Genomic DNA, 13,636 nt, shown 5'->3' on the forward strand with positions numbered 1-13,636 from the left:
GGGGAACTCCCCGTTTCCGATGTGCGGCTACACTAATCGGGGATGTCCCCATTTCACAATGCCCGCCCGCGCCGGGCCGACGCCCAGCGCAACCACGACCTGCTCCTGGCCGCCGCCGCCCAGGTCTTCGCCGAGAAGGGCGCCGACGCGCCCCTCGACGAGGTGGCCCGCCGCGCCGGCGTGGGCAACGCCACCATGTACCGGCACTTCCCCACCCGTTCCGACCTGCTGGTGGCGGTCTACGCCGACGAGGTGGCCCAGCTCTGCGCCCGCGGCGAGGCCCTGCTGGCCGAGGGGCTGGCGGACGGCCGGCCTGCCGAGGCGCTGCGCGCGTGGCTGCGCCTGTTCATGACCCACGTCGCGGCCAAGCGCGACCTGGCCCTGGCGGTCGCGGGCGACGAGCGCTCGCGGCGGCTGGCCGACTGGCACGCCGCGATGCTCGCCACGGCCTCGGACCTCGTGGACGCCGCCCGCCGCGCCGGCGCGGCCCGCCCCGACCTCGACGTCCGCGACCTGCTGACCCTCGTCAAGGGCATCGCGCTGGCCGCCGACGGCGAGGAGCAGGCGGCCCGCCTCCTGGCCCTCGTCGACCTGTGACGCGCCCCGCCCGGGGTCAGCGCAGCCGCTCGTACCCGAGGAAGCGGAACATCTGCTCCCCGCCGCCCAGCGGCCGGGGCTCGCCGGTGAAGCGGTGCGCGCCGACCCCGTACCCGGTGTCCGGCTCCGAGACCCACTCCAGCTCGAACCCGTTCTCCCCGAACCACTCGCACATCCGCGGCACGAGGTCGGGCTCCTCACGGTGCCGCGTCCAGACGACCGTGCCGCCCCCGGCGCACAGGCGGGGGAGGAAGCCGATGGTGCGCCGGACGTCCTCGTCGGTGATGTTGCCGAAGACCCCGCAGGCCAGGACCAGGTCGGCGGGGGTCATGCCGGCGTACCGGTCGACCACCGAGGCGTCCCCGACGACCACCTCGACCCGGCCGCCGAGCCCGGCCGCGCAGGCCGCCTCCCTGGCCTGGTCGCAGATGAGGGGATCCAGCTCCACCAGCCGCGCCCGCACGTCGTCGCGGCGCGGGTGCGCCGCCAGCACGGGGATGAGGTCGCGGCCCTGGCCCGCGCACATGCTGATCACCTTCACCGGCCCGGCGGGCGCCGCGTCCAGCGCCGTCCGGATCCGCTCCCGGACCACCTCCAGCCGCCGCGCCAGCCGCGAATCCGTCCTGTCGTACTCGTCGTGCCACTCCTGCCAGTCCATGACGCGACACTATGGCGCGAACACCACCGACGACCGAGGAGAAGGAAACTCGTGATACGGCTACTCGCCCGGATCTGGCGGCTGCTGGGCGGCCGGCTGCGCTGGCGGCTGGTGTGGCTCACGCACGCCACGTTCATGGTCGGCGTCACCGGCCTGGTACGGGACGGCGAAGGGCGGCTGCTGGTGCTCCGGCACCGGCTGTGGCCGGAGAGCCGCCCGTGGGGCTTCCCCACGGGCTACGCCAGGCGGGGCGAGACGTTCGAGGAGACGGTCCGGCGCGAGGTCCGCGAGGAGACCGGCCTGGACGTCCGGGTGGGCCGCCTCCTGCGGGTCCGCAGCGGCTTCGCCCTGCGCGCCGAGATCGCCTACGAGGCCGTCCTGACCGGCGGCACCCTCCGCCTCGACCCCCTGGAGATCCTGGAGGCCCGCTGGTGCCCCGCCGGCCACCTCCCGGAGGGCCTCCAGCCCGCCCACCGCGAGCTGCTGGAAGAGGCGCCCTCCGGGCCGGGCGGCTGACGGGTCAGACGCCGAGGGCGGAGGGGAGGCCCAGTTCGTGCAGGAACAGGGCCTCGGTGGTGGCGACCTTGCGGAGCTCCTCCAGGTCCACGCGCTCGTTCGGGGCGTGGCAGCCGGCGTCCTCGTCCTCGGCGCCGAACAGCAGGATCTCGGCGGCGGGGAACTGCTTGAGCAGCGTGTTCACCAGCGGGATCGAGCCGCCGGCGCCCACGTCGCGCGGCGGGCGGCCGAAGGCGCGCTCCATGGCGCGGTTGAGGGCGGCGCGGGCGGTGCCGCCGGAGTCGGCCTGGAAGCCGGAGCCCACCGTGAAGTCGCCGAAGCCCACCTGCACGCCCCACGGGGCCACCTGGCGCAGGAAGTCCACCACCGCGTTCACGGTCGTCTTCGGGTCGCCGGCCGGCGGGACGCGGACCGTCACGCGGGCCCGGGCGACCGGCTGCACCGCGTTGATCGCCTGCGGCACCGTCGGCACGTCCATGCCGGTCACGGTGATGGCGTAGGACGACCACAGGCGGTCGGCCAGTGCGCCGGAGCCCACCAGCGAGACCCCGTCCAGGACGCCCGCCGTCTTCCTGAACTCCTCCTCCGACGGCCCCTGCCCGAGGAACGTGCCGCGCGGCAGGCCCGGGACGCGGATGTCGCCGTTGTCGTCGTGCAGCGAGGTCAGCATGCGCATGAGGGCGGCCAGCGCGTCGGGCGCGGCGCCGCCGAACTGGCCGCTGTGGACCGGCTCGCGCAGCGTGCGCACCTCGACGGTGAAGGCGGCCATGCCGCGCAGCGAGGTGGTCACGGCAGGGTCGCCGAGGCGCGGGTTGCCGGTGTCGGCGACCACGACGGCGTCGGCGCGCAGCAGCTCGGGGTTGCGCTCGACGAACGCCTCCAGGCGCTCGCCCGCGTACTCCTCCTGCCCCTCGACGATGACCTTGACGCCCACCGGGAACCGGCCGCGGAAGGCGCGCAGCGCGGCGACGTGCGAGATCACGCCGGACTTGTCGTCGGCGGTGCCGCGGCCGTAGAGGCGGCCGTCGATGAGGGTCGGCTCGAACGGCGGGGTGCGCCAGGCGGCCGGGTCACCGGCGGGCTGCACGTCGTAGTGCGCGTACAGCAGGACGGTGGGGGCGCCGGGCGGGGCGGGCGCCTCGCCGTAGACCGCGGGGAAGCTGCCCTCGACGGCCACCTGCTGGACGTGCGGCAGACCCGCTGAGCGCAGCAGCTCCTCCGTCACCGCGGCGGCCGCGAAGACGGGCTCCTCGGGGTGCCCGGGGAAGGCGACGGAGGGGATGGCGGCCAGCCGCTTGAGGTCCTCGACGGTCTGGGGCATCGAGGCCGCGACGGCGCTCTCTATCTGGTCTGGAGTCACGGGACGTTCCCCCGGGATCGTTTTCGGCAGTTTGCGTCTCATTGCACCACACCCGCCCGACGAGCTGGGAAGCAACCCGTCGAAAGGGACGAAGCGGACATCCGTCCACCCGCACATCGACGTGCGGATTTCGTTGCTGTTACATAGAGGTTCTGCGGATCTCGATTTTCTTGCACACTGCTGCGACCGATTCGCTTGGCAAACTTTCGACGAACATGCAGACTGTGGGCTAGTTCAGGAGACGAGGGAAGATAGCCATGACGCAGCCGGAGAACGACGTGCTGAAGGCGGCGCAGGACCACCTGTGGTTGCACTTCACCAGGCACAGCGCCTACGAGCAGTCCGAGATCCCGACCATCGTGCGCGGCGAGGGGTCCTACGTCTACGACATCCACGGCAAGCGCTACCTCGACGGCCTGGCCGGGCTCTTCGTCGTCCAGGTCGGCCACGGCCGCCAGGAGCTGGCCGAGGCCGCCGCCAAGCAGGCCCAGGAGCTGGCCTTCTTCCCCCTGTGGTCCTACGCCCACCCCAAGGCCGCCGAGCTGGCCCAGCGCCTGGCCGCCCACACCCCCGGCGAGCTCAACCGCGTCTTCTTCACCACCGGCGGCGGCGAGGCCGTCGAGACCGCCTGGAAGCTGGCCAAGCAGTACTACAAGCTCGTCGGCAAGCCACTCAAGCACAAGGTCATCAGCCGCCAGATCGCCTACCACGGCACTCCGCAGGGCGCGCTGTCGATCACCGGCATCCCCGCGTTCAAGCAGATGTTCGAGCCGCTGGTGCCCGGCTCGGTCCGCGTCCCGAACACCAACCACTACCGCGCCGACGAGATCACCGGCGTCCCCGGCATGACCCCCGAGGAGTACGGCATCTGGGCCGCCGACCGCGTGGCCCGCGCCATCGAGATGGAGGGCCCCGACACCGTGGCCGCCGTCTTCGCCGAGCCCGTGCAGAACGCCGGCGGCTGCTTCCCGCCGCCCCCCGGCTACTTCCAGCGGCTGCGCGAGATCTGCGACGAGTACGACGTCCTGCTCGTCTCCGACGAGGTCATCTGCGCCTTCGGCCGCCTCGGCACCATGTTCGGCGGCCAGAAGTTCGACTACGTGCCCGACATCATCACCTGCGCCAAGGGCATGACCAGCGGCTACGCGCCCATCGGCGCGATGATCGCGCACGAGCGGCTGTTCGAGCCGTTCAAGGACGGCGACACCATGTTCGCCCACGGCTACACCTTCGGCGGCCACCCCGTCTCGTCCGCCGTCGCCCTCGCCAACCTCGACATCTTCGAGCGCGAGGACCTCCTGGGCCACGTCACCAGGAACGAGCCGCTGTTCAGGCAGACCCTCGACGACCTGCGCGACCTGCCCATCGTCGGCGACGTGCGCGGCTCCGGCTACTTCTGGGGCATCGAGCTGGTCAAGGACAAGGCCACCAAGCAGACCTTCGACGCCGACGAGTCCGAGCGGCTGCTGCGCGGCTTCCTGTCCAAAGCGCTGTTCGACGCCGGCCTCTACTGCCGGGCCGACGACCGCGGCGACCCCGTCATCCAGCTCGCGCCGCCGCTGATCGCCGGCCCGCGGGAGTTCGAGGAGATCGGCTCGATCCTGCGCGGCGTGCTCACCGAGGCCTGGTCCCGCATCTGACGCAACGCCTCCCCGCACCCCTCAACCCGGCACGACGGCGTGCCGGTTCCCGAAAGGATGCACCGCAATGAAGATCGGCGTCCCTGCCGAGGTCAAGAACCACGAGTACCGCGTGGCCGCCACACCCGCAGGCGTCCACGAGCTGGTGCGCAACGGCCACGACGTCCTGGTCCAGCGCGGCGCGGGCCTCGGCTCGCACATCACCGACGAGGAGTACCTGTCCGCCGGCGCCAAGATCATCGACGGCGCCGACGCCGTGTGGGGCGAGGCGGACATGGTGCTCAAGGTCAAGGAGCCCATCGCCGAGGAGTACCACCGGCTGCGCGAGGGCCTGGTGCTGTTCACCTACCTCCACCTGGCCGCCTCCCGGCCCTGCACCGACGCCCTGCTGGGCGCCGGGACCACGGGCATCGCGTACGAGACCGTCCAGGTCGGCCGCACCCTGCCGCTGCTCGCCCCGATGTCCGAGGTCGCCGGCCGGCTCGCGCCGCAGGTGGGCGCCTACAACCTCATGCGCTTCAACGGCGGCCGCGGCGTCCTGCCCGGCGGCGTGCCCGGCGTGGCCCCCGCCAAGGTGGTCGTCATCGGCGGCGGCGTGTCCGGCCTGAACGCCGCCCAGATCGCGGTCGGCATGGGCGCCGACGTCACCGTCCTCGACACCGACATCGACCGCCTGCGCCACATCGACGCCATCTACCAGGGCCGCATGAGGACGCTGGTCTCCACCGGCTTCGCCATCGAGCAGGAGGTGCTGCAGGCCGACCTGGTCATCGGCGCGGTGCTGATCCCCGGCGCCAAGGCCCCGACGCTGGTCTCCAACGACCTGGTCAGCCGCATGAAGCCCGGCTCGGTGCTCGTGGACATCGCCATCGACCAGGGCGGCTGCTTCGAGGACTCGCGCCCGACCACGCACGCCGAGCCGACCTACAAGGTGCACGAGACGGTCTTCTACTGCGTGGCCAACATGCCCGGCTCGGTGGCCCACACCTCCACCCACGCCCTGACCAACGCGACCCTCCCGTACGCGGTCAAGCTGGCCAACCTGGGCTGGCGCGAGGCGCTGAAGGCCGACCCCGCGCTGGCCGCCGGCCTCAACACGCACGCCGGCCGCCTGACGAACCGGCCCGTCGCCGAAGCCCTCGGCCTGCCGTTCACCCCGCTCGCCGAGGTCGTGTAGCCCCGCCGGGCCGAGGCCCCGCGGCCCCTCGCCTCACTCCAGGCCGAGCCGCCCGCGCAGGTCGCGGGCGGTGGCCAGGACGTGCTGCACCTCCGCCGGGCTCGGCCAGGGCGCCGTGCCGGGACGCAGCAGCGCGCCCCGCACCGACGCCAGGTGCTCGACCGCCTCGGCGTGCGTCCCGCAGCGCCGCACCAGCCAGCCCACCACGTCGGAGTGGTCGTGCAGCGGCCTGGTCATCAGGTCCCATGTGGACAGGATCTCGGTGAGCGCGGCCGCGTCCAGCGCCTCGCCGCCCCGCCGGCCGGTCGCGGCGGCGGCCAGCTCCGCCCGCGCGGCCAGCTCCGGCTCGGCCGGGCGGGCCCAGACCGGCGGCGGCGGGTCGGACAGCCACTCGTGCGCCTCGCCCAGCTCGCCGGAGGCCGTCAGCAGCCCGCCCAGCTCCAGCGCGGCCCCGTGGTGCCCGGCCCGCGCCGCCTGCCGGAACCAGTGCCGCCCGCCGGTCAGGTCGCCGAACTCGGCGATGAGCAGCAGGCCGTAGGTGAAGGCGGCCTCGGCGTCGCCGCCCGCCGCCGCCCGGCCGAACCAGTGGCCGGCCGTGCCGCAGTCGCCCAGCTCCACGCAGACGAACCCGGCCATGCGCTGGTCCTCGACGCGGCCGGCCTGCGCGGCCCGCTCGTACCAGGCCCGCGCCGTGTGCAGGTCGCCCCGCGACAGCGCGATGCCGCCGAGCCAGGAGGCCGCGGCCGGGTGCTCGTTCCTGGCGGCCAGCCGGTAGTAGGCCTCGGCGCCCTCGGGGTCGCGGGCGGCGTCCAGGTAGAGGCCCATGCAGTAGGCGGACTCGACGTGGCCGCCCCGGGCGGCGAACTCCCACCACCGCACGGTCTCCTCGTCCTCGCCCGCCGCGTACGCCAGGAAGCCGAGGTCGTGGGCCGAGGCGGTGTCGCCCGCCGCAGCCGCCCGGCGGTGCCACTCGCGGGCCGCCCCCTGCTCGCCGGCGTCCTCGCACACCAGCGCCAGCCGCCGGGCGGCGACCCGGGAGCCGGCCTCGGCCGCCGCCTCGAACCAGCGGCGGGCCGCCGCGACGTCGCCGCGCTGCTCCAGCAGCAGCGTCGCCAGGTTGGCCGCGGCCTCGGCGTCACCGGCGGCGGCGGCGCTCTCGTACCAGGTGACGGCCTCGACCAGGCTGCCGTGCTTCTCGTGCCAGATGCCCAGGTTGTAGGCGCTGTCGACGTTGCCGGCCGCGGCCGCGCGTTCCCACCAGTGCTTGGCGGCCGCGCGGTCGCCGCGTTCGGCGTACAGCCGGCCGAGCCGGTGCGCGGCTCGCGGGTCGCCCGCCCACGCGGCGGTCAGCAACTCGGGCTCCTCGCCCCTGCGCGGCGCCGGTACGGCAGGCGCCATCACGTCTCCTTGCCAGGCCATAGCGCACAGCGTGGCACGTGATCACGCGATCGCGAACGGTAATCGCCGACGACGCGCGGCTGGGATCACGAGAAGTCCACGAAGCCGGTGTACATGCCCATGCCGCAGACGTAGCGGAGCGTGCCGGGCGGCTGCGGCGGCAGGCGCACGGTGGCGGGCAGCGCGACGTCGCGCCCGGCGATGCTGACGGTGCTGGTGCAGCCCCGGCCGGCCACCTTGAAGACGATCTCGACCGGTACGCCCGCCGGGGCGGACACCAGGGCCGGGCGGTAACCCTGGCGCGTGGCCCACACGGTCACCACCGGAGAGGCGGGGCCGGCCCGGGCCCGTGGCGCGGCGGCGGGCAGCCAGCCGGCCAGGTTGAGGCCGGCGCCGGCGGTCCAGAGCCCGGCGACGATCGCGACCACCCCGGCGGCCCTGGCCAGGCGGGTGCGGGAGACGCGGCGCAGTACGTACCCGAGCAGCGCGAACGCCGGCGCGGTGCCGGCCACGAACCCCGCCATCGCCGCGGCGCCGGCGACGGGCGAGCCGCTGGAGACGGCGATCATCTCCATGCCGAGCGTCATCCCGCACGGCACCAGGACGGTCGCCGCGCCGATCAGCGGCGCCCTGAGCCGGGAGACCGGCCGCTCCCCGGGACGCGCCGCGCAGTGCCCGCGCCGCAACATCCGGACCGCGAAGCCGATCACCATGACGCCGGCCGCGACGAGCAGCGCCGCGCGCGCGGCGGGCGGCAGGCTGACGGCCGAGCCGAGCAGCCCGAGCAGCGCCCCGGCCAGCGTGTACGACCCCAGCCGCCCGGCCAGGAACCACCCGACCGCCGCCGGGTCACCGCCCCGGCCGACCAGGCCCACGAGCAGCCCGCCCTGGGTGGCGGCGCACGTCGCGGTGCCCGCCACCAGCCCCGCGGCCACCCCGCCGGCGAGCAGGGCGGCGGCTTCTGCGCTCAGGGGGCGCGCTCCTCACCGGGTCGCATACCCGTACCGTAATCCGGCCCGATGGGCACGACCAGTGACAGAAGTGGCACTGATCGTGACGTTTACCCCCCAGCGTTGCGAAGCACGGACATCTTCTCGAAGTACTCGTCGTCGCTCATCTCGCCCCGGGCGTACCGCTCGGCGAGGATCCGCTCGGCGCCGCTCGTGGAGCTGCCGCTCGCGGGCGTGGCGCTCGCGGGGGTCCGGCGGCGCGGCCCCCACCAGCCCCGGCGCCAGGCCGTGACGGCCAGGGCGACGGCGGCGATCCAGAACAGGCCCCAGAAGGCCGGGAAGACCGGCCAGAACCCGCCTCCCCAGTGGGGCGCCGTCAGCGCGATCGTGTTCATGCTCTCCTCCTTGTCGTGGTACCTCCAGGGTCCGCGGAAGGAGGCCGCGCCGAATCGTCCGCCGGTCCCGTCCGGCACTGCGCCCGGCGGAGTGCGCGGCGGCCCGGCGGGTACGCCCGCCGGGGTACGTGCCCGGGCCCACCGATCAGACCCGCCGATCACATGGGGCCGGGTTTCCTCGCCTCGATGAGGAAACGGCTGGAATGGGCCACGAACGGGCCCTCGGCCTCGATGCGCTCGTGCAGCGCGCGCAGCTCGCCCGCGTGGCGCTCGACCGAGAAGCCCGGCACGATCCAGATGACCTTGCGCAGGAAGTAGACCACCGCGCCGATGTCGCCGAACTCCATCCGCAGCCGCTCGGAGCGCAGGTCCACCACCTCCAGCCCGGCGGCCCCGGCGTCCTTCGCGGTCTCGCCCGGCTCGCGGGCCGAGCCGTCCAGCGGGCCGAGGAAGTGCTCGGCCAGCTCGAAGACCGTGCGCGGCCCGACCTGCTGCGAGAAGTACGTGCCACCGGGACGCAGCACCCGGGCGATCTCCGCCCACCACGTGCGTACCGGGTGCCGGCTGGTGACCAGGTCGAAGGCGCCGGCCGCGAACGGCAGGCGCGGCTCGTCGTCGTCGGCCACCACCCACGCCCCGCGCGGGCGCAGCCGGGCGGCGGCCAGCCTCAGGTTGGGCGGCCAGGACTCGGTGGCCACGGTGACCGGCGGCAGGACCGGCAGCCCCGCCAGGATCTCGCCGCCGCCGGTCTGGAGGTCGAGGGCGGCCCGCGCGGCCGCCATGCGCCCGGCGAGCAGCCGCGCGTAGCCCCAGGAGGGGCGTTCCTCGGTGGCCCGGCCGTCGAGCCAGGAGAAGTCCCAGCCGTCCACGGAGACGGTGGCCGCCTCCTGGACGAGGTCGTCGTACGTACGCGGCATCCCCCGACCCTGCCGGCGGCCCGGCCCGTGGATCAATCGGATTTCCGTCACGCCAGCCTGGCGCGCACGGCCGGCCGGTCGATGCCGAGCCGGTCGATGAGCTGCGCGACCGGGTCCGGCCGCTTGCGGTCGAGCAGTGCGAGCGCGACCAGCGCGGGCCCCACCTTGTCCCGGGTGCGCAGGGTCGTGTGCTTGACCGCGTGGCCGACGACGGCGCGCGCGTTGGAGGTGAGCGAGCCGCCGCCGATCGGCGGGTGCCTGCGCGGCCTGCGCGCGGGCAGGTCGTCGCCCACCTCCAGGCCGAGCATGCGCAGCGACTCGCGGTCGAGCTCCTCCAGCGCGGCCCGCGCCGCGGCGGCGTCCACGCCGAGCGCCTGCGCGCAGGGCTCGTGGTGGAGCAGGCCGACCAGGAGGTGCTCGGTGCCCATGCGCCGGTCGCCGCGCTGCCTGGCCTCCTCGGCCGCCGCCTTGATGATCACCCCGAAGGGGCTCTTCTCCCTGCCGAACATGGCGATCCCCTCACTTCCCGTATTTGGCGTGCACCGACTGCCGTGACATGCCGAGCGCGTCGCCGATCTGCTCCCAGGTCCAGCCCTGCTCCCTGGCCAGCGCCACCGACACCGCCTCGACCTGCTCGGCCAGCCGGTGCAGCGCGCCGACCGCCCGCAGGCCCAGGGCCGGGTCGTTCGACCTGATGCGCTCGGAGAGCTCTGTGACGTCCACGTGTGTCAGGCTAGCTTGACAGCCGCGAATCTGTCAATCTAGCCTGACAGGCATGGAGAACGTGCTGATCGTGGGGGCGGGGCCCGTCGGGCTGATGCTCGCGTGCGAGCTGAGCCTGGCCGGCGCCCGCCCGATCGTGCTGGACAAGAGGCCGGAGATCTCCGGCGTGCCCAAGGCCAACGGCCTGGTCGGGCAGATCGTCGAGACCCTGGACCACCGCGGCCTGCTGGAGCGCTTCGGCGCCGGCAGCCCGTTCGTCGGCCGCGCGCCCGGCTTCCCGTTCGGCGGGGTGCCGCTGCGCCTCCAGGGGGTGCCGGGCGTCCCGCTGCGGATGATGCTCATCCAGCAGCCGCGGCTCGAACGATTACTGACCGAGCGGGCGCTGGAGCTCGGGGCCGAGATCAGGCGGGGGTGCGAGCTGCTCGGGCTCGCGCAGGACGAGGACGGGGTGACGCTGACCACCGGCCAGGGCGAGCTGCGGGCCCGGTACGCCGTCGGCTGCGACGGCGCCCGCAGCCTGGTGCGCGCGGCGGCCGGGATCGGCTTCCCCGGCACCACCGACACCGAGCACCTGCTCCTGGGCCACTTCAAGACCGACGTCAACCTGATGGAGGCACCGGCGCCCGAGGGCGCCAGGCCCGGCTGGGACCGCCGGGTCCTGCTGACCTCGCTCCAGCCGGGCGTGCTCATCGCGGCCGTGCGCCGGCCCGGCGCGCCGCCCGAGGGCCCGGTCACCCTGGAGGCGTTCCAGGAGGCCCTGCGCGCGGAGCTCGGGTGCGAGCTGCCGCTGGGCGAGCCGATCTGGCTGTCGTCCACGGTGGCGCAGGCCCGGCTGGCCGAGCGGTACCGGGCCGGGCGAGTGTTCCTGGCGGGCGACGCCGCGCACCTGTTCCCGGCGGGCGGGTCCGCGCTGAACGTCGGGCTGACGGACGCCGTCAACCTGGGCTGGAAGTTGGCCGCCGTGCTGGCGGGGCGGGTGCCGGAGGAGCTGCTGGACACGTACGAGCCGGAGCGGCGGGCCGCCGGGGCGCGCACGCTCGTGCAGACCCGCGCGCAGGCGGCCATCGACCGGGCGCCGGCCGAGTACGGCACCGCGCTGCGCGAGCTGCTCGGCGAGGTGTTCGCCCTGGAGGAGCCGGCCCGCCACCTGGCCGGGCTGCTGTACGACTCCGGCGTCCGCTACGACCCTGGCCACCCCGGCGCGCACCCGCTGGCCGGCCGGTTCGTGCCGGACCTCGGGCTGGCGGACGGGCGGCCGGTGGCCGAGCTGCTGCGGGCGGGCCGTCCCGTGCTGCTCGACCTGGGCGGCGGCACGGACGGCGTGCCCGAGGACGGCTGGATCGACGTGGTCAGGTCCGCCACGGCCGGGGACGCCGCGATCGGGGACGCCGCGATCGGGGACGGCGCCGGGGAGCCGCCCGCCGACGTGCTGCTGATCAGGCCCGACGGGTACGTGGCCTGGGCGGGCGCCGGCGGGCTGGCCGAGGCGGCCGGCCGGTGGTTCGGGGCCGTCACAACCAGCCGGGCCTGACCAGCCCCGACTCGTACGCGATGACCACGAGCTGCGCCCGGTCGCGGGCGTGCAGCTTCATCATCGCCCGGCTCACGTGCGTCTTGGCCGTGGCCGGCGACATGAAGAGCTTGGCGGCGATCTCGTCGTTGGTCATGCCCGTGCCGACCAGGGACAGCACCTCCCGCTCGCGCTCGGTGAGCAGGTCGAGGCCGTCGGCGATGACCGGCTCCTTGGCGCGGGAGGCGTACTCGGCGATGAGGCGGCGGGTCACGCTCGGCGACAGCAGCGCCTCCCCGGCCGCCACCACCCGGACGGCCTGGATCAGCTCGGCGGGCTCGGTGTCCTTGACCAGGAAGCCGCTGGCGCCGCTGCGCAGGGCCTCGAAGACGTACTCGTCCAGCTCGAACGTGGTCAGGATGATGATCCTCGGGCCCTCCGGCATCTGCCGGGTGGCGGTCAGGCCGTCGGTGCCGGGCATGCGGATGTCCATGAGGACCACGTCCGGGGCGTGCCGGCCGGACAGCCGCACCGCCTCGGCCCCGTCGGCGGCCTCGGCCACCACGGTCATGTCCGGCTGGGCGTCCAGCAGCGCCTTGAAGCCCGCGCGGACCAGCGCCTGGTCGTCGGCGAGCAGCACCTTGATCATGAGGTCGTCTCCTCGGGTAGGGGCAGCCGGGCCTCCACCTGGAAGCCCGGACCTGAGGGGCCGGCCACGAGCGTCCCGCCGAGCGCGGCGGCCCGCTCGCGCATGCCGGGGATGCCGTTGCCGCCGCCCGACCCGGACAGGACGGCCGGCCCGGTCGCCCCGGTGTCGCTCACGCGGATGGCCAGCTCGCGCTCGCCGTACTCCAGCCGCACCGTGACCGCGGCGCCGGGGGCGTAGCGGGCGGCGTTGGTCAGGCACTCCTGCACGATCCGGTACGCGGCCCGCTCCACCGCGGGCGGCAGCGGGCGCGGGCCGGCGCGTTCGAGCTCCACCTTCAGCCCGGAGCGCCCGACCAGCTCGACCAGCTCGTCCAGCCGGTCGAGCCCGGCCGTGGGGGAGCGCGGCGCGCCCTCGCGCAGGACGTTGAGCACCGAGCGCATCTCGCCCAGCACCTCCTTGGAGGCCGTCTTGATCGTGGCGAGGGCCGTCCTGGCCTGCTCGGGGTGGTCGTCGATGAGGTGCAGCGCGGTCGAGGCCTGCACGTGGATGAGCGAGATGTTGTGCGCGAGCACGTCGTGCAGCTCCTGGGCCATGGTCAGCCGCTCCTCGCTGGCCTGCCGCCGGCTCTCCTCCTCGGCCGCCCGCTGCTGCTGGGCGCGGCGCTCACCGGCGATCCTGGCCAGCTCGGCCGCGACCATGGTGAGCAGGATGAACGACGAGACCGCCAGGTCGTGGAAGAGGCCGCGCTGCGGCTGGTGGGTGACCCAGGCGTAGGCGATGAACGCGGCCAGCGAGATCCCGCCCAGGCTCCACGCGGTCGGCCGGTGCCGCCGCGCCACCAGCCAGAACAACATGACGACCGGCGAGATGAAGATGCCGCCGTAGGGGTAGCCGCCCCAGATGTAGGTGTAGGTGACGGCGAAGGTCACCACGGCCGTGGGAACGGGGAACGTGCGATGCACCACGATCATCAGCGGCCCGACCAGCAGCAGCGCGTAGGCCCACGGGTCGAGCGGCTCGCGGAACGTGCGCTGCCCCCAGTTGGCGCCCTGCGACAGCACGACCTGGAAGACGGCCACGATGAGGGCGAGGTAGGGAGCGAAACCGGACTTCGAACGCACGCCCCCACGCTAGAGGAGAGCCCCT

General features: G+C 74.4%; 15 protein-coding genes. 5 read left to right on the plus strand and 10 right to left on the minus strand.

The window, feature by feature from the left end:
- Positions 1-42 precede the first annotated feature (42 nt).
- Complete coding sequence (locus AB0H75_RS02680) at positions 43-597, plus strand: TetR/AcrR family transcriptional regulator (RefSeq protein WP_367789127.1); 555 nt, start codon at positions 43-45, stop codon at positions 595-597.
- Positions 598-613: 16 nt separating this feature from the next.
- Here AB0H75_RS02680 and AB0H75_RS02685 read toward each other — a convergent pair whose 3' ends face one another.
- Positions 614-1,255, minus strand: coding sequence for a class I SAM-dependent methyltransferase family protein (locus AB0H75_RS02685; protein WP_367789130.1), 642 nt, complete (start codon positions 1,253-1,255; stop codon positions 614-616).
- A 51-nt stretch (positions 1,256-1,306) separates the two neighbouring features.
- On the opposite strand from AB0H75_RS02685, the gene AB0H75_RS02690 reads away from it, so the two are divergent.
- Positions 1,307-1,771: an NUDIX domain-containing protein gene (locus tag AB0H75_RS02690; protein WP_367789133.1), complete on the plus strand. Its 465-nt coding sequence runs from the start codon at positions 1,307-1,309 to the stop codon at positions 1,769-1,771.
- 4 nt (positions 1,772-1,775) lie between these two features.
- On the opposite strand, the gene AB0H75_RS02695 is transcribed toward AB0H75_RS02690, so the two are convergent.
- Positions 1,776-3,131 (minus strand): dipeptidase, encoded by a 1,356-nt coding sequence (locus AB0H75_RS02695; RefSeq protein ID WP_367789136.1) that lies wholly within the window; start codon positions 3,129-3,131, stop codon positions 1,776-1,778.
- Positions 3,132-3,388: 257 nt separating this feature from the next.
- Between AB0H75_RS02695 and AB0H75_RS02700 the strand changes: the two genes are divergently transcribed.
- Positions 3,389-4,771, plus strand: coding sequence for an aspartate aminotransferase family protein (locus AB0H75_RS02700; protein ID WP_367789138.1), 1,383 nt, complete (start codon positions 3,389-3,391; stop codon positions 4,769-4,771).
- Between the two features lie 67 nt (positions 4,772-4,838).
- On the plus strand, positions 4,839-5,948 hold the full coding sequence (ald, locus tag AB0H75_RS02705) for an alanine dehydrogenase (protein WP_367789141.1): 1,110 nt from the start codon (positions 4,839-4,841) through the stop codon (positions 5,946-5,948).
- Positions 5,949-5,981: 33 nt separating this feature from the next.
- Here ald and AB0H75_RS02710 read toward each other — a convergent pair whose 3' ends face one another.
- From AB0H75_RS02710 to AB0H75_RS02735, 6 genes are all read right to left on the minus strand, one after another.
- On the minus strand, positions 5,982-7,346 hold the full coding sequence (locus AB0H75_RS02710; RefSeq protein WP_367789144.1) for a tetratricopeptide repeat protein: 1,365 nt from the start codon (positions 7,344-7,346) through the stop codon (positions 5,982-5,984).
- Positions 7,347-7,432: 86 nt separating this feature from the next.
- Entirely contained in the window at positions 7,433-8,281 is an 849-nt protein-coding gene (locus tag AB0H75_RS02715; RefSeq protein WP_367789147.1) for a sulfite exporter TauE/SafE family protein, read from the minus strand.
- A 125-nt stretch (positions 8,282-8,406) separates the two neighbouring features.
- Positions 8,407-8,691 carry an SHOCT domain-containing protein gene (locus tag AB0H75_RS02720; RefSeq protein WP_367789149.1) on the minus strand — a complete coding sequence of 95 codons (285 nt, stop codon included), beginning with the start codon at positions 8,689-8,691 and terminating at the stop codon, positions 8,407-8,409.
- 158 nt (positions 8,692-8,849) lie between these two features.
- Positions 8,850-9,608 (minus strand): class I SAM-dependent methyltransferase, encoded by a 759-nt coding sequence (locus AB0H75_RS02725; RefSeq protein ID WP_367789152.1) that lies wholly within the window; start codon positions 9,606-9,608, stop codon positions 8,850-8,852.
- A gap of 47 nt (positions 9,609-9,655) precedes the next feature.
- The gene (locus AB0H75_RS02730) at positions 9,656-10,117 is read right to left on the minus strand and encodes a Clp protease N-terminal domain-containing protein (RefSeq protein ID WP_367789155.1); all 462 of its coding nucleotides are present in this window, start codon (positions 10,115-10,117) and stop codon (positions 9,656-9,658) included.
- Positions 10,118-10,127: 10 nt separating this feature from the next.
- Positions 10,128-10,331, minus strand: coding sequence for a helix-turn-helix domain-containing protein (locus AB0H75_RS02735; protein WP_185071099.1), 204 nt, complete (start codon positions 10,329-10,331; stop codon positions 10,128-10,130).
- 52 nt (positions 10,332-10,383) lie between these two features.
- On the opposite strand from AB0H75_RS02735, the gene AB0H75_RS02740 reads away from it, so the two are divergent.
- The gene (locus tag AB0H75_RS02740) at positions 10,384-11,862 is read left to right on the plus strand and encodes an FAD-dependent monooxygenase (protein ID WP_367789159.1); all 1,479 of its coding nucleotides are present in this window, start codon (positions 10,384-10,386) and stop codon (positions 11,860-11,862) included.
- Here AB0H75_RS02740 and AB0H75_RS02745 read toward each other — a convergent pair.
- Positions 11,843-12,490, minus strand: a complete 648-nt coding sequence (locus tag AB0H75_RS02745; RefSeq protein WP_367789162.1) for a response regulator — start codon at positions 12,488-12,490, stop codon at positions 11,843-11,845. The genes AB0H75_RS02740 and AB0H75_RS02745 overlap by 20 nt on opposite strands.
- Positions 12,487-13,611: a sensor histidine kinase gene (locus AB0H75_RS02750; RefSeq protein ID WP_367789165.1), complete on the minus strand. Its 1,125-nt coding sequence runs from the start codon at positions 13,609-13,611 to the stop codon at positions 12,487-12,489. Before AB0H75_RS02750 ends, AB0H75_RS02745 begins: the two co-directional genes overlap by 4 nt.
- Positions 13,612-13,636: the final 25 nt, after the last annotated feature.

Origin of the sequence: Nonomuraea sp. NPDC050783 (assembly GCF_040802095.1) — a bacterium.
Classification (GTDB): Bacteria; Actinomycetota; Actinomycetes; order Streptosporangiales; family Streptosporangiaceae; genus Nonomuraea.